The 20,292-nt window shown below is 64.7% G+C and carries 20 protein-coding genes and 1 tRNA gene; 9 read left to right on the top strand and 12 right to left on the bottom strand.

The features are described from left to right. Nucleotides 1-76 precede the first annotated feature (76 nt). From JNM03_RS00120 to JNM03_RS00095, 6 genes are all read right to left on the bottom strand, one after another. The gene (locus JNM03_RS00120) at nucleotides 77-1,477 is read right to left on the bottom strand and encodes a S41 family peptidase (RefSeq protein ID WP_294033438.1); all 1,401 of its coding nucleotides are present in this window, start codon (nucleotides 1,475-1,477) and stop codon (nucleotides 77-79) included. 119 nt (nucleotides 1,478-1,596) lie between these two features. Continuing rightward, nucleotides 1,597-2,811, bottom strand: a complete 1,215-nt coding sequence (locus JNM03_RS00115; protein ID WP_294033436.1) for a peptidoglycan DD-metalloendopeptidase family protein — start codon at nucleotides 2,809-2,811, stop codon at nucleotides 1,597-1,599. Then, nucleotides 2,808-3,236, bottom strand: coding sequence for a 23S rRNA (pseudouridine(1915)-N(3))-methyltransferase RlmH (locus tag JNM03_RS00110; protein ID WP_294033434.1), 429 nt, complete (start codon nucleotides 3,234-3,236; stop codon nucleotides 2,808-2,810). The genes JNM03_RS00115 and JNM03_RS00110 overlap by 4 nt, the downstream gene beginning before the upstream one ends. 76 nt (nucleotides 3,237-3,312) lie before the next feature. Beyond that, complete coding sequence (gene rsfS, locus JNM03_RS00105; protein WP_294033432.1) at nucleotides 3,313-3,711, bottom strand: ribosome silencing factor; 399 nt, start codon at nucleotides 3,709-3,711, stop codon at nucleotides 3,313-3,315. Beyond that, complete coding sequence (locus JNM03_RS00100; protein ID WP_294033430.1) at nucleotides 3,708-4,403, bottom strand: nicotinate-nucleotide adenylyltransferase; 696 nt, start codon at nucleotides 4,401-4,403, stop codon at nucleotides 3,708-3,710. Before JNM03_RS00100 ends, rsfS begins: the two co-directional genes overlap by 4 nt. Further along, nucleotides 4,367-5,650, bottom strand: coding sequence for a glutamate-5-semialdehyde dehydrogenase (locus JNM03_RS00095; RefSeq protein WP_294033428.1), 1,284 nt, complete (start codon nucleotides 5,648-5,650; stop codon nucleotides 4,367-4,369). The genes JNM03_RS00100 and JNM03_RS00095 overlap by 37 nt, the downstream gene beginning before the upstream one ends. 77 nt (nucleotides 5,651-5,727) lie before the next feature. On the opposite strand from JNM03_RS00095, the gene JNM03_RS00090 reads away from it, so the two are divergent. Then, nucleotides 5,728-6,861 (top strand): DUF3667 domain-containing protein, encoded by a 1,134-nt coding sequence (locus tag JNM03_RS00090; RefSeq protein ID WP_294033426.1) that lies wholly within the window; start codon nucleotides 5,728-5,730, stop codon nucleotides 6,859-6,861. 53 nt (nucleotides 6,862-6,914) lie between these two features. Further along, nucleotides 6,915-8,552 (top strand): alkaline phosphatase, encoded by a 1,638-nt coding sequence (locus JNM03_RS00085; protein ID WP_294033425.1) that lies wholly within the window; start codon nucleotides 6,915-6,917, stop codon nucleotides 8,550-8,552. 24 nt (nucleotides 8,553-8,576) lie between these two features. Here the strand turns inward: JNM03_RS00085 and JNM03_RS00080 are convergent, their stop codons facing one another. Next, nucleotides 8,577-9,500: a crotonase/enoyl-CoA hydratase family protein gene (locus JNM03_RS00080; RefSeq protein ID WP_294033424.1), complete on the bottom strand. Its 924-nt coding sequence runs from the start codon at nucleotides 9,498-9,500 to the stop codon at nucleotides 8,577-8,579. Between the two features lie 329 nt (nucleotides 9,501-9,829). Here JNM03_RS00080 and purC point away from each other — a divergent pair, with 329 nt between their 5' ends. From purC to JNM03_RS00065, 3 genes are all read left to right on the top strand, one after another. Then, nucleotides 9,830-10,606, top strand: a complete 777-nt coding sequence (purC, locus tag JNM03_RS00075; protein WP_294033422.1) for a phosphoribosylaminoimidazolesuccinocarboxamide synthase — start codon at nucleotides 9,830-9,832, stop codon at nucleotides 10,604-10,606. A 68-nt stretch (nucleotides 10,607-10,674) separates the two neighbouring features. Further along, nucleotides 10,675-11,814, top strand: coding sequence for a diguanylate cyclase (locus JNM03_RS00070; protein ID WP_294033421.1), 1,140 nt, complete (start codon nucleotides 10,675-10,677; stop codon nucleotides 11,812-11,814). 48 nt (nucleotides 11,815-11,862) lie between these two features. Further along, nucleotides 11,863-14,754, top strand: coding sequence for a pitrilysin family protein (locus JNM03_RS00065; protein ID WP_294033419.1), 2,892 nt, complete (start codon nucleotides 11,863-11,865; stop codon nucleotides 14,752-14,754). Nucleotides 14,755-14,825: 71 nt separating this feature from the next. Here JNM03_RS00065 and JNM03_RS00060 read toward each other — a convergent pair whose 3' ends face one another. From JNM03_RS00060 to JNM03_RS00050, 3 genes are all read right to left on the bottom strand, one after another. Then, nucleotides 14,826-15,254, bottom strand: a complete 429-nt coding sequence (locus tag JNM03_RS00060; RefSeq protein WP_294033417.1) for an addiction module antidote protein — start codon at nucleotides 15,252-15,254, stop codon at nucleotides 14,826-14,828. 242 nt (nucleotides 15,255-15,496) lie between these two features. Next, entirely contained in the window at nucleotides 15,497-15,979 is a 483-nt protein-coding gene (gene bfr, locus JNM03_RS00055) for a bacterioferritin (protein ID WP_294033415.1), read from the bottom strand. 101 nt (nucleotides 15,980-16,080) lie between these two features. After that, complete coding sequence (locus JNM03_RS00050) at nucleotides 16,081-16,254, bottom strand: (2Fe-2S)-binding protein (protein WP_294033413.1); 174 nt, start codon at nucleotides 16,252-16,254, stop codon at nucleotides 16,081-16,083. 193 nt (nucleotides 16,255-16,447) lie between these two features. On the opposite strand from JNM03_RS00050, the gene purS reads away from it, so the two are divergent. Then, nucleotides 16,448-16,678 carry a phosphoribosylformylglycinamidine synthase subunit PurS gene (gene purS / locus JNM03_RS00045; protein WP_294033411.1) on the top strand — a complete coding sequence of 77 codons (231 nt, stop codon included), beginning with the start codon at nucleotides 16,448-16,450 and terminating at the stop codon, nucleotides 16,676-16,678. A 17-nt stretch (nucleotides 16,679-16,695) separates the two neighbouring features. Then, nucleotides 16,696-17,361, top strand: coding sequence for a phosphoribosylformylglycinamidine synthase subunit PurQ (gene purQ, locus JNM03_RS00040; protein ID WP_294033410.1), 666 nt, complete (start codon nucleotides 16,696-16,698; stop codon nucleotides 17,359-17,361). Here purQ and JNM03_RS00035 read toward each other — a convergent pair. Together JNM03_RS00035 and JNM03_RS00030 are read right to left on the bottom strand one after the other, a co-directional pair. Continuing rightward, nucleotides 17,323-17,718 carry a hypothetical protein gene (locus JNM03_RS00035; RefSeq protein ID WP_294033408.1) on the bottom strand — a complete coding sequence of 132 codons (396 nt, stop codon included), beginning with the start codon at nucleotides 17,716-17,718 and terminating at the stop codon, nucleotides 17,323-17,325. The genes purQ and JNM03_RS00035 overlap by 39 nt on opposite strands. Nucleotides 17,719-17,724: 6 nt before the next feature. After that, nucleotides 17,725-18,474 (bottom strand): queuosine precursor transporter, encoded by a 750-nt coding sequence (locus JNM03_RS00030; protein WP_294033406.1) that lies wholly within the window; start codon nucleotides 18,472-18,474, stop codon nucleotides 17,725-17,727. Between the two features lie 72 nt (nucleotides 18,475-18,546). Between JNM03_RS00030 and JNM03_RS00025 the strand changes: the two genes are divergently transcribed. Continuing rightward, nucleotides 18,547-18,623: transfer RNA gene (locus tag JNM03_RS00025), tRNA-Arg, on the top strand. 351 nt (nucleotides 18,624-18,974) lie between these two features. Continuing rightward, complete coding sequence (locus JNM03_RS00020) at nucleotides 18,975-20,216, top strand: DUF6531 domain-containing protein (RefSeq protein WP_294033405.1); 1,242 nt, start codon at nucleotides 18,975-18,977, stop codon at nucleotides 20,214-20,216. Nucleotides 20,217-20,292: the final 76 nt, after the last annotated feature.

Below are 20,292 nucleotides of genomic sequence, written 5' to 3'. Positions count from 1 at the left end.
GACGGGCTCCCGCCCTTTCATCGCGACGTCGCGGCAAATCTCTATTTTCGCCGGGACGTCCGATCGAAGGGAAACGTCAATTGCGCCCGGTCGGCTTTGCGGCCGGTTTCACCGGCGGCTTGCCGCCCTGCGCCATCCTTGCTCCCGTCGGGCCGATCCGTCCGATCGTCTGCAGAGCGTAATAGAGCTGATAGTCGTCGATACCCTTCGCCTTGAGGTCGGCGGCACTCGCGGTAAAGCGCGGATCATCCTTTTCGTCCTTTTCGAGCAGGCTGTTGTCGACCTTCTTTTCGTTGACGAGGTGACGGCGCAGATCGCTTTCGCGGAAACGCGGGCGATTCTTGTAGTCGGGGTCGGATAGCTGCGGCACGCGGATGTCGGGTTCGATGCCGCCTTCCTGCACGCTGCGGCCCGACGGCGTATAGTATCGCGCCGTCGTGAGGCGAAGCGCGGTGGTGTCGGTCAATGGCAGGACGGTCTGGACCGACCCCTTGCCGAAGCTGCGTTCGCCCATGATGACGGCCCGGTGCTGATCCTGCAGCGCGCCCGCGACGATTTCGGAGGCCGAGGCCGATCCCGCGTCGATCAGTACGATTACCGGAGCGCCGCTGGCCAGGTCGCCCGATTCGGCGAAATAGCGTTCGATGTCGCCCTTCTTGCGGCCGCGCTGCGAGACGATTTCGCCGCGATCGAGGAACAGGTCGCTGACGCCGACCGCTTCGTCGAGCAGGCCGCCGGGGTTCGATCGCAGGTCGAGCACCCAGCCGCGCGGACGATGGCCCAGCGACTTTTCGACCGAGACCATCGCCGATTTGAGGTCGCGCGTCGCGTCGGCGGAGAAGCTGGTGATCGTCAGAACGCCGACGTCGTCCTTCACTTCCCACTTCACCGGCTTCACGTCGATGATTTCGCGGGTCAGCGTCATTTCGATGGGCTTGTCCTGCCCTTCGCGCACGACCGTTACCTCGATCTGGGTGCCCGGACGGCCGCGCATCTGTTCGACCGCTTCATCGAGCGACAGGCCGAAGATCAGTTCCTTGTTGATGTGCGTGATATAGTCGCCCGCCTTGATGCCCGCGCGGTCGGCGGGCGTGTCGGCGGTCGGCGCGATCACCTTGACCACGCCGTCCTCCATCGTCACCGACAAGCCGAGGCCGCCATATTCGCCGTCGGTCTGGGTACGGAGGTTCGAATAGTCGCGCGCGTCGAGATAGCCCGAATGCGGGTCGAGGCTGGCGAGCATCCCGTTGATCGCGCCCTCGATCAGCTTGTCGTCGCTGACGGGTTCGACATAGTTGGATTTGACTTCGAGAAAGACGTCCATGAAGCGCGAGATTTCTTCCTGCGTCGATGCATCGACGGTCGCCATCGCGCCGGTCGCCAGCGGGACGAGCGCCAGCGTCGAAAGCGCGGCGGCACCCTGCCACAGGGCGAAGCGGCGCTTCGGGGAGGGAAGGCTCTTGGTCGATTCGGTCATGGTCGTCTTTCACTCGCGCAGGATGAACCTGCCTTATAATCCCCGGCGCGCCATCGTCCTACGGATTTCGAAGGGCGTCAAGCATCCATCCCGATACGGAACATCGCGTGAAGTGGCGATTAACCCAGCATTCGGGCGATATCGACGGGTCGTCCCGCGCGGCGCAACTCCACGGTGATCCGGCTGTCGTCGGACCCGGCGCGCCCGATCGGCGTTCCGGCGTCTAGCGTGTCGCCGACGCTGACCGAGAGACCGATCAATCCCGTGACGAGTGAGGTCCAGCCGCCGCCGTGGTCGATGATCAATATCTTGCCATAGCCGCGATAGTCGCCGGCGAAGCTGACACGGCCTGGTGCGGGAGCCACAACCTGGCCGCCCGGCCGTGCCGCGATCGTGATGCCGCGCGACCGGACCCCGCTGTCATTGACCTCGCCCAGCCCCGCGACGATGCGCCCGACGACGGGGAGGCGATAGGCGCCGCGCGCGAGTTCGGCTTCGGGGGCCGGCGGCGGCGGCGCCTGCATCGCCGCGCTGGACGGATCGCGCGGGCGCTGGACGGGTCCGGCAAGCTGCGCGAGTTCGCCGCGCGTTGCGCTGTCAGTCTCCAGCGTGTCCATCAGTTCGACGATGTCGCGAGCCTTTTCGCCGAGGCCCAGCGCGCGGTCCGATTCGAGCTGCGCGCTGCTCAGAAGTTCGCGCGACCGCAGGCGCCCCTCGTTTTCGAGGCGGGTCAGCGCATCGCGGCGCTGCGCGAGTTGCGCCTTGCTCGACGCGAGGGCCTTCAGCGCGATCGCCTGTTGTCGGCGCGTGGCGCGCAACTGGGCCAGTTCGCGCCGCACCCCCTCGGTGCGCTTCGCAATCACGGGCATCGCCGCGTCGATCACGGCGCGGGCGTGGACCATGTCGGTCAGCGATCCTGGCTGCGCAAGGACGCTGACTGGCGGCTGGCGGCTGAGCTGTTGGAGCGCCGCTGTGAGTTCGAGCAGCGGCTGCTGCTGTTCGGCCAGCCGCGCTTCCTGTTCCTTGAGGCGCCGGGTGACGAGTGCGACGCGCGCCTCGCCGGCGTTGATGTCGGCTTCGGCCGACTGAATGCGCGCTGCGAGCGCCGCGCTCCGCTTCTTGAGCCGGTCGGCTTCGTCGCGCGCCGCGGTTGCCTGCGCCTCGAGCGCGGTGCTGCGCGCCAGCGCGTCGGCGGATTGCTGCTTGGCGGCGAGAAGCTGCTGGCGTTCGCGACTGGCAATCGCGTCTGCGTCGAAGACGTCGCTTTGCGCGGCGGCATAGGCGCCCCCGGCGACGGCGAGGCCGAGGATCAAAGCGGCGGCCCAGCGTCTCACTGACGCCCCTCGCGATGATAGGGATGGTTCGCGATGATGCTCGTTGCGCGCCACAACTGTTCGGCGAGCATCGCGCGTGCCATCAGGTGCGGCCAGGTGGCACGTCCGAAGGCGATGATCCGGTCGGCGCCTTCGCGTTCTCCCGGCGTGAAGCCGTCGGCGGCGCCGAGACAGAAACGGGCCTCGCGCACCCCGCCATCGCGCCATTTTTCAAGCAGTTTTGCAAATTCGAGAGAGGAAAGCTGCTCGCCGCCTTCGTCGAGCAGGACGGTCCGGCTATGCTCCGCGGCGACAGGCGCGCGTCCGCCGGTGTCGGGAAGTTCGGAAATCTTCTGTGCCCAGGTCACGCGCTTCATATAGCGTTCGACCAGTTCAGCCTCGGGCCCGCGTCCGATGCGCCCGCGTGCGATGATGTGCAGCAACATGACGCCCCGTTCGTTCCTGGCAGAAGCGGTCTGACGCCGCGTCTGTCCGGACGTTAGTCCGAACCGGACGACGCCGTCAATTTGCCGCTGCGACCGGCGGAGCGTCTCCGAACGACCACATGCGTTCGAGGTTGTAGAAGCTGCGAACCTCCGGACGGAACAGGTGAACGATGACGTCGCCCGCATCGAGGAGGACCCAGTCGGCGTTGGGCAGGCCTTCGACGCGAACGCTGCGGCCCGCTTCCTGCTTGATCCGCTGCGCCAGCTTGTCGGCGATCGCCGAGACATGGCGCGTCGACCGGCCGCTCGCGATCACCATGTGATCGGCGATGCTGCTCTTGCCGGCAAGCGGGATGGAGATGGTTTCCTGGGCCTGATCCTCGTCAAGCTGGTGGAGGATCAGCGCGTGGAGGGCCTCCACGCTGTCATGTGCGGGTGCGGCGCCGGGCGCGGTCCCCTTACTGGCGGCTATCAAGTGGTTTCATTCCTTTCATCCGTCGCCAGCCGCGAATGCGTCAGCGGGTCGCGCTGCGCGCGGCCTGCATAGCGTTCGAACCAGCGGGGGTTGGCCTGCCGTATTGCAGTTGCGGATCGCACATCGGGCGAAAAACGCAGGAACACGAGGGCAGGCGGTCTCCAGTCCGTCCAGTGAAGTTTCTGGTCCGCGGGCCGGACGTAGCGCCGAAGCCAACCCATCGCCTGGGCGGCGTGGGTCCTACCATTATAACCCGGACGCGCGATAACCGCAATCGGCATCAACCGCGCGATTCCCCGCCAGTCGCGCCATTCGGGCAACTGGACCAGATTGTCGGCGCCCATGATCCAGATGAAGCGGCGGTTGGGGTAGCGTCGGACGAGCTTTTTGAGCGTGTCGACGGTGTAGCGCGTGCCCAGTTCGGCCTCGATCGCGGTCGCGCGGATCGGCGAGCGGCGCGCCATACGCTGCGCCGACCCAAGCCGTGCCGGGAGCGAAGCCATGCCTGCCTTGGGCTTCAGCGGATTGCCGGGCGACACCAGCCACCATAGCTCGTCGAGGCCCAGCGCCTCGATCGCGTTGAGACTGATCGCGCGATGTCCGCCATGCGCGGGATTGAAGCTGCCGCCGAGGAGGCCGGTAGGGATTTTCCGGGTCAGGGTCGGACCTGCCCCGAGCCGCGCACGAGCCACTTGTAAGTGGTGAGCCCTTCGAGCGCGACCGGGCCGCGCGCGTGGAGGCGGCCGGTTGCGATGCCGATCTCCGCGCCGAGGCCGAATTCGCCGCCGTCGGCAAACTGCGTCGAGGCGTTGTGCATCACGATTGCGCTGTCGACCTCGGCGAGGAAGCGTTCGGCGGCGGCGGCATCCTCGGTGACGATCGCGTCGGTATGTCGGCTGGAATGCGCGTCGATGTGCGCGAGCGCACCGGTCAAGCCGTCCACCAGCGCGATCGAGACGATCGCATCGAGATATTCGCAATCCCAGTCGTTCGCGCTTGCCGGTTCGACATGCGGGCTCAGCGACGCGACGCCCTTGTCACCGCGCACTTCGCAGCCCGCCTTGATCAGCGCGTCGACGATCGCGAGCGGCGCCGCATAGGCGCGGTCGATCAGGATCGTTTCCGTGGCGCCGCAGACGCCCGTGCGGCGCATCTTCGCGTTGACCGCGAGGGCCAGCGCCTTTGCGGGATCGGCGGCGCCGTCGATATAGAGATGGTTGATCCCGTCGAGATGCGCGAGGACGGGCACGCGCGCCTCGTCCTGCACGCGCGCGACGAGCCCCTTGCCGCCACGCGGGATGATGATGTCGACCAAGCCCTGCGCGCGGAGCAGCGCGCCGACGGCGGCCCGGTCCTGCGACGGGACGAGCTGCGCCGCATCGGCGGGCAGTCCCGCATCGGCAAGGCCCTCGGCGAAGGCGGCATGGATCGCATGGTTCGAGCGGACGGCTTCGCTGCCGCCGCGCAGAATGACGGCATTCCCCGACATCACCCCCAGCGCCGCCGCGTCGGCGGTGACGTTCGGCCGGCTTTCATAAATGATGCCGATGACGCCGAGCGGCACGCGCACGCGGCTGAGTTCGATACCGTTCGGGCGCGCCGCGTGGTCGATGACGGCACCCACGGGATCGGGGAGTCCTGCAACGGCATCGACGGCGTCCGCGATCGCGCTCAGCCGGTCTTCGTCGAGCCGCAGCCGATCGAGCATCGCCGAGGTCAGCCCGCTTTCCTGCCCGGCCTCCATGTCGCGTGCATTGGCGTCCAGTATGTCCGTTGCCCGAGCCCGCAGTCGCGCCGCCGCTGCCTTGAGTGCCGCAGCCTTTTCGGCCGTCGTCGCAACCGCGAGCCGTTTCGCCGCGGCGCGCGCGCGCGCGCCCATGTCGGCGATCAGCGCATCGGCGTCGATAAGGCGCGGCGCGGCGAGAGTTTCGGCTTTCATGGCCTGCCCCTATCACGCTTTGCTTTGCGCGTGAAAGCCCCGTTGCGCGGCGCGGCGCGGCCCATTAGTCAGGGCGGATGAGCGGGGACATCGAAAGCATCGGGGCGGCGGTCACGGCGGGGCTTGCGGGCGCGGCGGTCGAGCCGAAACACGGCGGCGCGGGCGGCCATGGCGGAACGCGCTGTCTCAATTGCGGCACAAGTCTGGTCGGGTCGCATTGTCACCGTTGCGGACAGCGAGTCGATGTTCACCGCAGCTTCGGCGCGATCGGACATGATCTTGTCCACGCGATCTTCCATTTCGAGGGCAAGCTCTGGAACACGCTGCCGATGCTGGCCTGGCGGCCCGGCGACCTGACGCGCCGTTATATCCATGGCGAACGCGCCAGCTTTATCTCGCCGCTGGCGCTGTTCCTGTTCGCGGTATTTTTGACCTATGCCGTTCTGGCCATGGTCGGCAGCGGCGGTGGATTCGGCGAGGAGTTGAACAAGGCTGCCGCCGAACAGACGCGCACAGCGGCGATCAAGGACAGCATGCAGGCGGAAGTCGACAGGGTCGATGCCGCGCTTGCGAAGAAGGATTTGCCCGCGGCCAGCCGCCGGCTGTTGCTGGACGAGCGCGACACGCTTCAGAAAAGCGCCGAATATCTGGGCGTCTCGCGCGCGCGCAGCAAGGACGAGCGCGCGGCCGACCGGGCGGCCGGACCGCCCGTACTCGACAACCCCAAGGATCAATTGTCCACCAGCGCCGATTTCATTTCGCAGAACAGGATCAACACGGGTGTTCCCTTCATCGACCACGGGCTTGCGAAGGCGTTCGCGAATCCTGCCCTGATCCTCTATAAATTGCAGGCGAACGCCTATAAATTCGCATGGGCGCTGATCCCGTTATCGCTGCCCTTCATGTGGCTGCTCTATCCGTTCAGCCGGCGTTTCCACACCTATGACCATTTCGTCTTCGTTACCTATTCGATCAGTTTCATGCTGCTTCTGTTCGTGGTGGTGCGGTTACTGAATTTGACCATCTTCGGCGAACTCGCGACCCTTTTTGCGATATTCTATGTGCCCTTTCACATGTACCGGCAGCTGCGCGGCGCCTATCGCTCGTCGCGGTTCGGGTCGCTTGTCCGCGCGAGCGTGCTCCTGCTTTTCAGCCTGTTTTCGGTGATCATGTTCATGCTGCTGCTGCTTGCGCTGGGCGTCAGCGGGTAGACGCCGGGCGGTAACAACGGCCGGGCAAAGATCCGGCGAAAGGGAGGAATGCCATGCACCAGCTCTGGGGCGAACTTGATCGCCGCGTGCTTATCAAGCTCGGCACCGCGGGGCTGGCGGCGCTCGCGCTGCCGGGGGCGGCAAAGGCGATGGCGGCGCAGGGCTTTACCCACGGCGTCGCAAGCGGCGAGCCGGGGCCGAACAGCATCCTGCTCTGGACGCGCTATGCCGCCCCCTCGGACACGCGGCTGACCGTCGAATTATCCGAAACATCCGATTTCGCGCGCGTTGTTGGCGGAGGCAATGTGACGGCAACGGGCGACAAGGACCATACGGCGAAGTTCGCGGTCGAGGGCCTGCAGCCCGGGCGCTGGTATTACTATCGCTTTGTCGCGCCCGACGGCACGCGGTCGCCGGTCGGGCGCACGCGCACTTTGCCGCAGGGTCCGACCGGCGCGTTCAATCTTGCGCTTTTTTCGTGCGCCAACATGCCTTTCGGCTGGTTCAACGCATATGGCCATGCGGCGGCGCGCGGCGACATCGACCTGTGCGTCCACGTCGGCGATTACCTGTATGAATATAAGGCCGGCGATTATCCCACGGTCAAGGATGCCGTCCCCGGGCGGCTGGTTCAGCCAACGACCGAGATCATCGCCCTTGCCGACTATCGGCTGCGCTACGCCTCGTACCGCGCCGACCCCGATTTGCAGCGGCTGCATCAGCTTTTTCCGATGATCGCGCAGTGGGACGATCATGAGTTTGCGAACGACGTCTGGAAGGGCGGTGCCGAGAATCATAATGAGGAGGAGGGCGAGGGTCGCTGGATCGACCGCGCAGCGGCGGCGGAACGAGCGCACGGCGAGTGGATGCCGGTCGCCGACACGCGCTGGCGGCAATATGAGGTTGGCGATCTGGCGACGATCTTCCTCCCCGAAACCCGCGTTACCGCGCGCGACAAGCCCTTCGAGCTTGGCGACATATTGAAGGGGAAAAGCGACGTCGCGGCGACGCTCCGGCAGTTCGCCGAAACCGACTATCGCGACCCCGCACGCCAGTTGATGGGTGCCGACCAGGAACAATGGCTGTTCGGCGGCTTTGCCGATTCGGTGAAGGCGGGAACGCGCTGGCAGGTCTGCGCGCAGCAGATCGTGATGGGGTCGCTGTTCACCCCGCCCGAATCGCGGACCTGGTTCGGCGCCGATCAGCCCGATTATGTAAAGCGCCGTGTCGAGGTCGCGCAGTTGGCCGCCAAGGCGGGGCTGCCGCTCAACATGGATAGCTGGGACGGCTATCCGGCGGCGCGCGACCGGTTGCTCGCTGCCGCCCAGCGTGCCGACGCCGATCTGGTCACCTTGTCGGGCGACAGCCACAACGCCTGGGCGTTCGACCTCACGCACGACGGCCGGCCCGCGGGGATCGAGGTCGCGGGGCAGAGCATCACCTCGCCGGGTTTCGAGGCCTATACGCCGGGCATTTCCGACGACACGCGGGTTTCTGCGCTCCGCGCCTCGTCACCGCAACTGCGCTGGGCGAACACGCGGGATCGTGGCTACGCGACCGTCGCGCTGACACCTGAAAAGGTGACGGCGGATTGGCACAGCGTCGCATCGGTACGCACCCACGACCTCAAGCTGACGAATTCGCACCGCATGACCGCGGCGCGCGGGCGGCGGAGATATGACGCGGTCTAGGGTCAGCGCCCGGGCTCCGGCCGCTCAGCTATAGGGTGGGGTGTCTTCGAATTCCTCGAACCAGGGATAGTCGTTCGCGACGCTCGCGGTGAAATTGGGCGGGCGCTTCTCCAGAAAGCTTGTCACTCCCTCGGCGGCATCGGGGCTCCGTCCGCGCGAGAAGATCACGCGGCTGTCCCAGCGGTGCGCGTGGATCGGATGCGGTGCGCCCATCATCCGCCAGAGCATGTGGCGCGTCAGCGCGACCGAGACGGGGGCGCTGTCGGCGGTCATCTCGTGCGCCTTCGCGATCGCCGCGTCGATCAGTGCGCCCGGTGCGTGAACCGACTGAACGAGGCCTTTTTCATGCGCTTCGGCGGCGGAGATCAACCGCCCCGAATAACAAAGATCGACCGCGTTCGCGATGCCGACGAGGCGGGGGAGGAACCAGCTCGACGCCGCTTCGGGCACGATGCCGCGACGCGCGAAGACGAAGCCATAGCGTGCCGTCTCGCTGGCGAGGCGGGCGTCCATCGGCAGGGTCATCGTCGCGCCGATCCCGACCGCCGCGCCGTTGATGGCGCCGAGCACCGGCTTTTTCGAAGCGAAGATGCGCATCGAGACGCGCCCGCCGCCGTCCTGCACCAGCGGGTGCGACCAGTTGATCGTGCCGTCGTCGGCGACGGGGCTTTTCGAGAGGCCGTCGGGCAACTGGGCGAGCTTGTCGCTGCGTTTGTCATAGTCGAACGTCGATGCGCCCGATCCCAGGTCCGCGCCCGCGCAATAGGCCTTCTCGCCCGATCCGGTGAAGATCACCGCCCGAACGCTGTCGTCGGCGTCGCAGTCGTCGAGCGCGGCGATGATCTCGGCCATCATTTCGGCGGTAAAGGCGTTCATCCGATCGGGCCGGTGCAATGTCAGCAGCGCGATACCCTCATGCTTGTCGAGGCGAATCTGGTCGAAGCTCATCTTAACTCTCCTTGCCGTTACGGCCATGGTCGCAAGCGACGGGTGCGAAGGCAAGCTCTAGTTTACGTAAGCGTAAAGATAGCCTCCGTGCGCGGGCGTGGGGATCGAGGCGGCGACGGAGGGGCGGCGTTGCGTCATCCACCTTGCCGCCCGCGCGTCGCGTCCCCGCGTCGCGGCCGCTTCGCGGCCGGAAGGATTGCTTGCGATGCCGGGGATGACGCGCCCTCGCTTTGCCGCTATAGGCCGCCGCATCGCCCCGGCGCCGCGCCTCATTCTGAGTCGCTAGTTGCCGGGGTCATTCATTTGGTCCCGACAGAAAGTAAGCGCCCATGGCCCGTCGCCGCCAGATCTACGAAGGCAAAGCGAAGATTCTTTACGAGGGTCCTGAACCCGGCACGCTGATCCAATATTTCAAGGACGACGCGACGGCGTTCAATGCGCAGAAGCGCGGCACGATCAATGGCAAGGGCGTGCTCAACAACCGGATTTCGGAGCATGTCTTCACGCTGCTCGGCAATATCGGCGTTCCGACGCACTTCATCCGCCGGCTGAACATGCGCGAGCAGCTGATCCGGCAGGTGGAGATCGTGCCGATCGAAGTGATCGTGCGCAATGTCGCTGCGGGTACGTTGTCGAAGCGCCTCGGGATCGAAGAGGGGACGCAGCTTCCCCGCACGCTGATCGAATATTGCTACAAGGATGACGCGCTGGGCGATCCGCTGGTCGCCGAAGAGCATATCGCCTGTTTCAACTGGTGCAGCCAGGACGAGCTTCACGATATTCAGGACATGGCGATCCGCATCAACGACTTCATGTCGGGCATGTTCGCCGCCGTCGGTATCCGCCTGGTCGACTTCAAGCTGGAGTTCGGCCGGCTTTACGAAGGCGATTTCAGCCGGATCATCCTGGCCGACGAGATCAGCCCCGATGGCTGTCGTCTGTGGGACATGGTGTCGGGGGAAAAGCTCGACAAGGATCGCTTCCGCCGCGACCTTGGCGGCGAGGTCGAAGCCTATCAGGAAGTCGCGCGCCGGCTCGGCCTGCTTCCCGAAGGCGGCGACAATGCCGTTCTGGACCTCGAAAGCCATCGCAAGAAAAAGAGCTGACGGATCGGGGCGTCCGCGCCCGGCATATCCTTAAGCCTTGATTTACGGTACTTTGCTAGCCCCACGTCATGACGGGGGTCTATCACTGGTTGCGCACGCGGGTGTTCCCGCCGGTGCCGAAAGACATTCGCGACGATGTCGCGATGATCCGCGCGCAACGTATCGAGACGCTGACGCCTGCGCTTTTTCTGCTGCTGGCGGCGACTACGCCGACCGCCATCTATGCGGGCGCCGCTGGCGTTCATCCGGTCGTGCGCATCGGCTTTCCCGTCATCCTGGCGGTCGTCGGCATAGGCGGTTTCCTGTTCCTGCTGCACAATCGCGGCCGCCGGATGAGCCCGCGGCGCGCGCGGCGCATGATCGTCGAAGCGACCCTGTTATCGGGCGTGATGGGCGCGATGTGCAGCCTGTGGACCGTCGTCAACTGGATCGCCGCTCCGCCCGCTTCGCACAGCTATTATGCAATGATCATGGCCATGGGATCGCTTGCGACCGCCTATTGCCTGTCGTCGATCCGCTTTGCGACGTTCGTCAATCTGGGGATCGGGCTGGTCCCGATTTCGTTGCTGATGCTGACGTCGGGCATCGCGGCCGAATTTGCCGCTGGCGCAAGCCTGGTTCTGGCCACGCTGTTCCTGCTGCGCATGGTGATTCAACAGCATGGCCAGTTGGTCGACCTGCTCCAGCTCCAGCGCCAGATGCGCGAGCTGGCGCACAGCGATGCGCTGACGGGCCTGCCGAACCGCCGCGCCTTCGATCTGAGGCTCGACGAGGAGATCGCGAAGGCCGACGGCGACACGGTCTTTGTCATCGCGCTGCTCGACCTCGACGGCTTCAAGCCGGTCAACGACCGTCACGGCCATGCCGCGGGCGACGCGCTGCTTTGCGCGATTGCCGGCCGGCTGGTGCGTGCGTGCGGCCCTAACGCGATGGTCGCGCGGCAGGGGGGTGACGAATTCGCGATCCTCGCGCCGCCGGGGTCGCCGCTTTTGTCGACCTCGCTTGCCGACCACATTCTTGCGGCGCTCGCCGCACCCCATCGCATCGAAGGGCGGCTGATCCGGGTTGGCGCCAGCATCGGCGTTGCGACATGGCCCAAGTCCGGCACCACGAGCCGAAAATTGTTCGAAACGGCCGACCGCGCGCTTTATGCGGCGAAGGCCGTTGATCGCGCCGGCATGTCGTCTGTCGAAAGCCTTGCGGGATAGATTGCCTGCGGCTTGACGGTCCGCAGGGCGGTCGCCAAACCCTTTCCCATGAAAACCAAGCTGTTCCGGCGCGCTTCGATCGTGCTGTCGTCCCTTGCTCTCCTTGCCGTCTGCTCGGTGCCGGCCCTTGCCAGGGAAGTCGCGAAGCCCGCCGCCACCGCGCCGGTGAATCCGCAATCCGACGCGGCCAAAGCCTGGAACTTCGCCGCCAGCGACGTGGCGGTCGATCCGAACATCGTCTTCGGTATCCTGCCCAACGGGATGAAATATGCGCTGCTGAAGAACAGCACGCCGAAGGACAGCGTGATCCTGAGGATGCGGTTCGATGTCGGAAGCTTCGCCGAAGCCGACGACCAGCGCGGCCTCGCGCATTTCCTGGAGCATATGGCGTTCAACGGTTCGACCCACGTGCCTGAGGGAGAGATGGTCAAGCTGCTGGAACGCAAGGGGTTGGCCTTTGGCGCCGATACCAATGCGTCGACCGGATTCGACCAGACCGTGTACAAGCTCGATCTGCCGAACGCATCGGACGACCTGATCGACACCGGGCTGATGCTGATGCGCGAAACCGCCGGCGAGTTGACGATCGACCCCGCGGCGGTCGATCGCGAACGCGGCATCATCCTGTCCGAGCGCCGGGCGCGCGATACCTACCAGCTCCGCAGCCTGATCGATCAGCTCGACTTCCAGATGCAGGGAATGAAGGTCGCGAGCCGCATTCCCGTCGGTACGGAAGAGGTGATCAAGACCGCACCGGCATCGCGCCTCCGCGATCTTTACGATCGTTATTATCGGCCCGAGCGCGCGACGCTGGTGATGGTGGGAGATTTTGACCCGGCGGCCATCGAGGCGAAGATCAAGGCACGGTTCGGCGACTGGAAAGGTCGCGGCCCCGCCGGCGCCGATCCCGATATCGGCAATCTCGATTACAAGCGTTCCGCGGCGGCCGACGATTTCATCGATCCGGCGATTCAGGATTCGGTGACCATTGCCGCCTTCAAGCCGTGGGTGATCGAGCCCGATACGAAAGCGAAGCGCGCGCGAAATCTTGCCGAGGAGGTCGGCGAGGCGATCGTCGGTCGCCGCCTGGCGAAGGTCGCGCTTCAGGAGGATTCGCCGATCCTTGCAGGCTATTTCAGCGACGCCGAGGGCTGGAAGGTCTTCGACCAGATCACCGTCGGCGCTGTCGCAAAAGAGGGGGCCTGGAAGGCTGCGCTCGCGCTGGTCGAACAGGAAACGCGCCGCGCCGTCGAACATGGCTTCACGCAGGCGGAGGTCGACGAGCAGATCGCGAACCGCCGGACGGCGTTCAAGAACGCCGTTTCGGGTGTGACAACGCGGCGAAGCGACAGCCTGGCCGATGCGTTGGTCGATGCTGCCGACGGCGATTACGTGTTTACCCGCCCCGAAACCGGGCAAGCCCTGTTCGAGGCGGCAGCGCCCGGTCTCGATGCGGCGGCGGTCACGGCCGCCTTCCGTAAACGGATGGAGGGCTTTGGCGCGCCGACCGCGCGCGTTACCGCGAAGGCGCCGATCGAGGGTGGCACCGATGCAATCCTGGCGGCACTCAAGGCGTCGCAGCAGGTTGCCGTCGCCGCACCGACGCAAGCGCAAAGCGCGGCCTTCGCTTATGACAATTTCGGGACGCCCGGAAAGATCGTCAGCGATACCCGGATCGACGATCTCGGCATCCGCCGCATCCGTTTCGCAAACAATGTAATGCTGAATATCAAGACCACCGATTTCCAGAAGGATCGCGTCTATCTGTCGCTGCGCGTCGATGGCGGCAATCTCCTCGCGACGCGGGAGGATCCGACGCGCGTCGCGCTTGCCGGATCGCTTCTGGTGGGTGGGCTCGAGGCGCACAGCTTCGACGATTTGCGAACCATCCTCGCGGGCAAGACGGTCAGTCCGGTCTTGGGGTCGGGAACCGATGCGTTCGGCGGTAGCGCGTTGACCTCGCCCGAGGATTTTGCGCTGCAGGCAAAGCTGATGGCGGCCTATCTGACCCATCCGGGGTATCGCGCCGACGGTCTGGCGCTGCTGCGCCGTGCACTGCCGCAGCAATATGCCGCCAACGACGCGACGCCGGCCGCCGTGCTGGGCCGCGATGCCGGCGGTATCCTTGCGAACGACGACCCGCGCACGCAGACGCCGCCGCTCGAAAAGATGATGGCGCTCGACTGGGCCCAGCTCAAACCCGCGATCACCGACAGTTTCGAACATGGCGCCATCGAGATCGGCGTCGTCGGCGATATCGACGAGCAGGCCGCGATCGACGCGATTGCCGCGACCTTCGGGGCGCTGCCCGAGCGCCGTGCGGCGTTCGACCCGCGCGATGCGGCGCGTATCCGCGCCTACGCCACCAACCGCAGCGAGCGGACGCTGATCCACAAGGGTCCGGCCGAGCAGGCCGAGGTGCGCGTCTATTGGCCGGCGCGCGATGACAGCGACCTGACCGAGGCGATGCAGCTCAACCTGTTGTCCCGGGTGATGCAGCTCAAGCTGACCGAGGAATTGCGCGAGAAGCTGGGCGAAAGTTACAGCCCCGGCGCGGGCGCCAGCCTGTCTGACGAATTTCCGGGCTATGGCCACCTGTTCGCGGCGAGCAATGTCGATTTCAAGGATATTGCGACGACGCGCAGCGCGATCTTCGCCATCGCGAAGGAACTGCGCGATGCGCCCGTCGATGCCGACCTGATCGATCGCGCCCGCAAGCCGCTGATCGAGGCGATGACCAAGGCGCGCCGCGAGAACAGCTATTGGTTGCCCTATGTCGCCGAAGCGACGAGCCGGGCCGATCGGCTCGACCGCAGCCGCAAGAGCCTGGCCATCGTCGAAGGCGTGACCGCCGCCCAGTTGCAGACGCTGGCCAAGCGTTACCTTGTCGACGACAAGGCGCTGGTGATCAAGGCGGTCAGCGACAAGGCGGGGAAGTAGCCGGCGTTTTCGTCGCGCAGCGACCGCATGGCGTATTCCGGATCACGTCCGGCGTGACCGGATAAGCGCGTTCAGAGCCCGCCGACGCGCCCCGGCGCCCGCGCCCGCACGAAATTCTCGATCGCGGTGAACAGCATGGCGCGTGCGTCGCTTCCCAGCATCTCGGCGGTCAGGCAATCGAAATGGACGCGGTCGCCGGCGCTTGCGGCGCGGACCATGGCGGCGAGCAGCGCCTCGTCGAAGCTGACCCGCGGGCAGCAGGGCGGTGCGACCGCAAAAGGGTCCGGCCAGACATGGCCGATCGCCTCGACCACCAGGCGATAACGCCGCGCCGCGAGGATATTGCCCCATCGCCGTTCGAGTTCGGGCATCGGGTCGCGTTCGCTGCGGCGGCAAAGAATGCAGTATCTGAGCGCGAGGATCGCCTGCGCCGCGTCGACCGGCAAGTCGCGAACCAGCGGCTGCTCGGTGAATCGGCGGACGAGTTCGCTGCTCTGCATGAAGCCTCCCACATCGGCTCGCCCGTGCCAGCCTTCTCGCGCATATCCCGCTCCGGGGCCTGAAAAAGATGCCGGCCGCTTTGGTGCAGCTAGAAGGTGCAGCGGCCGGCAGGAGGGGACTGCCTGACTGTGCTATTGCGAATTATTCGCAAATACAAGCAAAAAAAGAGGCACCCGAAGGTGCCCCTGAATTCAGCGGTTTAGGCCGTGGACGAAGCCCCCCTCCGCCTTCGACTCCATCGTCAATCTTCGCTGACCGGCTTCGACTGGAGCTGGATGTAATTCTCGATTCCCATGCGCTCGATCATCTCGAACTGCTTTTCGAGTTCGTCGACATGGTGCTCCTCGCTTTCGAGGATGTCGGAGAACAGGTCGCGGCTGACATAGTCACGCACGCTTTCGCTATGCGCGATGGCGTCGCGGAGCAGCGGAATTGCCTCTTCCTCGATCGCGAGATCGGCTTTCAGGATTTCCTCGACGGTTTCACCGACGCGCAGGCGACCCAGCAACTGGAAGTTCGGCAGGCCCCCAAGGAAGAGAATGCGATCCGCGAGCTTGTCGGCGTGCTTCATCTCGTCGATCGACTCTTCGCGCTCGAAATGCGCGAGGCGTGCAACGCCCCAATTGTCGAGCATGCGGTAGTGCAGCCAATATTGGTTGATCGCGGTCAGCTCGTTCTTGAGAGCCTCGTTCAGATAGTCGATGACTTTTTCGTCGCCCTTCATGATGGTCTGTCCTGTCGTTTTCTCTGGAAATATGTCGCGCGCATTATACAGGCCCCAGGCCCCTCAGGCCAAGGTCAAAAATGGCGGAAATCCGAGAAAAATCAGGCGGTCGCGGCGACGTCGCTGATGATATTGCGAGCGAATGACAGGCACTGGCCGCACTTGGGTTTGCGACCCAATTGCGCATAGGCGGCCTTGGCACACCGCAATTGGCCGCCCTTCGCGACATCGCGAAGATCGCGTTCTCTTATTGCGTTGCAGACACAGACGACCATGTGCGAATCCCTCTCAACAAGGTTGATTTAGGGATAGTGCGAGGGATTCGCAACTGGAAAGATGCGACTGGTTCGCAATCTGAAGAGCGGCATTTTCGGCGCGCCGGGCCTTGCCCGAAAAGTGATTCGCGGGCATAGGCGCGCCCATCCTCTTCGCCGGTTTTCCGGCGCCCAGCGCAAAAGGTCCGCCCCGATGAAAGTGAATGTCTATGTGACGCTCAAGCCGGGCGTTCTCGACCCGCAGGGCAAGGCTATCCACCATGCGCTCGAAGGGTTGGGGTTCGACGGCGTCGCCGACGTTCGCGCCGGGCGCTTCATCGAACTCGACGTTGCCGATGGCACGAGCGATGCCGATCTCGACGCGATGTGCGCAAAGCTGCTCGCGAATACCGTGATCGAAAACTACCGCATCGAACGCGCGTAACCCAGGGAGACAGAGCCATGAAGACCGCCGTCATCGTCTTTCCCGGCTCCAACTGCGACCGCGACATGGCTGTCGCGCTCGAACAGGTCACGGGCAGGGCGCCCGCGATGGTCTGGCACCGCGAGACCGTGCTGCCCGACGGCGTCGACTTCATCGCGCTGCCCGGCGGCTTTTCCTATGGCGATTATCTTCGTTCGGGCGCGATGGCGGCGCGCTCACCGATCCTGCGCGCGGTAGCCGATGCGGCGGGTCGCGGGGTACCGGTCCTTGGGGTGTGCAACGGCTTTCAGGTGTTGACCGAGGCCCAGCTTCTGCCCGGCGCGCTGATGCGCAATGCGGGGCTCAATTTCGTCTGCCGCAGCGTGCCGCTGACCGTGGAGAACAGCCAGTCGCTCTTCACCGCGGGCTATGCGGCCGACGAGAGGATCAGCATCCCGGTCGCGCATCATGACGGCAATTATTTCGCCGACGCCGACACGCTCGACCGGATCGAGGGGGAAGGGCGTGTCGCGTTCCGTTATGCCGACAGCGTGAATGGATCGGCGCGCGCCATCGCCGGCGTACTCAACGGCGCCGGAAACGTTCTGGGCATGATGCCGCATCCCGAGCGGGCGATCGACCGCGCGCACGGCGGCACCGACGGACTACGCCTGTTCGAGGCGGCACTCGGCGTTCTTGCCTGAAATCTTTTCGATCGCCTCGTCGGCGATCGTCCTTCCCGGTTGGAGCCATCGTCCGACCAACAGCAGAACCGTCGGCCAGAACATCGTATTCCAGATATCGTGCCAGTGCGCCGCGTCGGGCTGGATCGCGGCGTTGCTGAATTCGGCCGCCATGTCGAGCCACTCGCCGCCGCAGGCCATCGCCAGCACCGCGAGCCAGGCCGCAAACCAACCGCCGCGCCAGCGCCAGATCATGCGGACCGACAGAAAGAGCGCCAGTCCGAAATAGATATGCAGGGCGTCCTTATCGAGGCCGGTGGCGTCGATGACCGAGACTTTTCGGGCCTCGAACAACGAAGCCAATTCGATCAAAGTCATGAAGGGTCAAACCTTGGCGCCGAACGGGTTGAAATCGGTATCTTCGTCGAACACGTCGACACCTTCGCGCCGTTTCAACGCGCCCACCACCACATAGGTTGCAGGGGTCAGCGCGGCTTCCCACCCGGTCTTGATCGCCCATTGCGACAGAACGACCTGCATCAACTGTTCGGGCGGCCATCCGGCCAATCCATAGAAGGCGAGCGGATAGAAGATCAGGCTGTCGAGACCCTGGCCGACCACCGTCGATCCGATCGTGCGCATCCACAGCATCCGTCCGCCGGTCCACAGTTTCATCCGCGCCAGGACATATGAGTTGGCGAACTCACCGACGCAGAAGGCGGTCATCGACGCGATGACGATCCGCCAACTGTTGCCGAACACAAATTCATAGCTTTCCTGCCCCGGCCACCCTTCCGCGGGTGGCAGCAACACGACCACCCACGCCATGAACGCCATGAAGGCGAGAGCCGCGAAGCCGGTCCAGATGACGCGCCGCGCGCGCGCATAGCCATAGACCTCGGTCAGGACGTCGCCGATGATATAGCTGATCGGAAAGAACAGTACGCCCGCACCGAAGGCCCAATGCTCACCGCTAGGCAGGACAATATAGCTGGGCTTCGACGCGCCGATGATGTTGCTGAGCAACAGGATCGCGACGAAGGCGGCCATGATCAGGTCGTAGTAGCGAAAGTGGCGGACGGCGGACGCGCTGACATGCGTCGGCCGATCGGACGGGGGTGGGATGTCGGACATTGCGATCGCTGCTTAACGCGCTTTGCAGCATTCGCAAACCGCGCTATTCGCGCTGCCCACAGCCTTGTGCATGCGCCCGTAGCTCAGCTGGATAGAGCACCCGCCTTCTAAGCGGGTGGTCGCAGGTTCGAATCCTGCCGGGCGCGCCAACACTTCCGCAGAAAAGCGTGATTTAGTTGGGGTGTGCCGTGCCAGAGTTGGCACGAAACTTGTTATGAGGACAGCCGAAAGGGTCGGCGCTCGCTTCTCCGCGTTCGTTCAGATGGGCCGCGGCAAGTTCCTCCCGAGCCTTCATAAGTTGGCGATTTTCTTTTCGGAAGTCATTGACGCCATCCTAGCCGATGCGCGGGAGTTGCGTTCATTTTCTGAGCCGAGTTTTTGGATTGAGCTAAACAATATTCTTTTTCGTCGGAATGACACTTTGAGGGGCGGATGGAGCCGGCGAGTGGAGTTGGCTTTTGATTGATCCGCCCTGCTGCAAGCATGTTCGGGGTGTTTCGATGGTATCGATATTCGTGGGTTCGGGAGCGGGTTTTGCGCGGGGTTCGGGTGCGACGCTGGGCGGCTCGGGCGTGCTGGGTTCTGCGGTGCAGGGGCGCAGCGGCGAGGGCGTGTCGGTCAATGCGGCGACGGGCAATCTGCTGATTACGCAGCAGGATGACTTTCTGGTCGGACGCGGGCCGGATTCGGCGGTATCACGGACCTACAATAGCCTGGCACAGGTCAGCGACGACAATGGCGACCAGTGGCGCTTCGGATCGCAGCGGCGGCTTGCGAACTGGACCGGGGTGGCGAACACCGCGGGTGCGACGGTGGATCGGGTCGGCGAGGACGGATCGGTCATCACTTACACTTATGATGTGGGCCTCGGCTATTATCGCGCGACCGATGGCGCGGGTGCACACGACAAGATCGTCAACGTCGGTCACTGGATCTGGACCGACGGCGATACGCAGGCGAGCGAAGTCTATGACATTGGCGGTGTGCTGATCAACACCACTGATACCGACGGGAATAGTCTTTCGTTCAGCTATCACATGCACAATGGCAGCTGGCGGCTGTCGCGCGCGACCACCAGCAATGGTGAGTATCAGGACTATATCTGGTCGGGCGAGAATGTCAGCCAGATCGTTACCGGTTATACCGATCTTGCGAGTGGCACGCCCAAGACGCTGACGCGCACGCGCTATGCCTATGACGGGCAGAACCGGTTGGTCCAGGTGACGGTCGATCTCAGTCCCGAGGACAACAGCGTCGCCGATGGCAGGACCTATGTCACCACATACACCTATGACGGGTCGAGCAAGCGCGTTGCATCGATCACCCAGACCGATGGGTCCAGCCTTGCCATCGCCTATGACGCATCGGGCCGCGTCACGACCCTGACGCAGATTGTGGCCGCAGGCGACGTGCGGGTTACCCGCATCGGCTATGGCGTGAACGTCGCGAGCGTGACCGGTCCCAACGATCAGGTCACGCGGCTCTGGTACGACAACAAGAAGCAGCTTGTGCAGCTGATGAGCCCGCCCGCGACGAAGGGCGGTGTGTCGCAGGTGCTGCAATATGAATATGATGCAAGCGGCAACCTGATCCGTACGATCGAGACCGACAGCGTCAATGCGTCGATCCCGGCGAATCTCGTCAACGCTGCCGGTTGGGGTGATGGTGAGGTCGCGGGGTGTCAAACGGCGTTCAAAAGGGACCCCCGATCGGCGTCGAAGAGGGACCCCCTTTTCGGATAATATGATGCTGGTTTGTTGAAGATGGCCTTGCGCTGCGTGCGGCGGAGGGCGGGCGTAGCCCGACCGGAGGCGCGCG

The organism is Sphingopyxis sp. (genome assembly GCF_016793825.1).
In the GTDB taxonomy this organism is placed as follows: Bacteria; Pseudomonadota; Alphaproteobacteria; order Sphingomonadales; family Sphingomonadaceae; genus Sphingopyxis.
The sequence above is the reverse complement of the archived record's forward strand: the minus strand, read 5'-3'. Positions and strand labels throughout refer to the sequence as shown.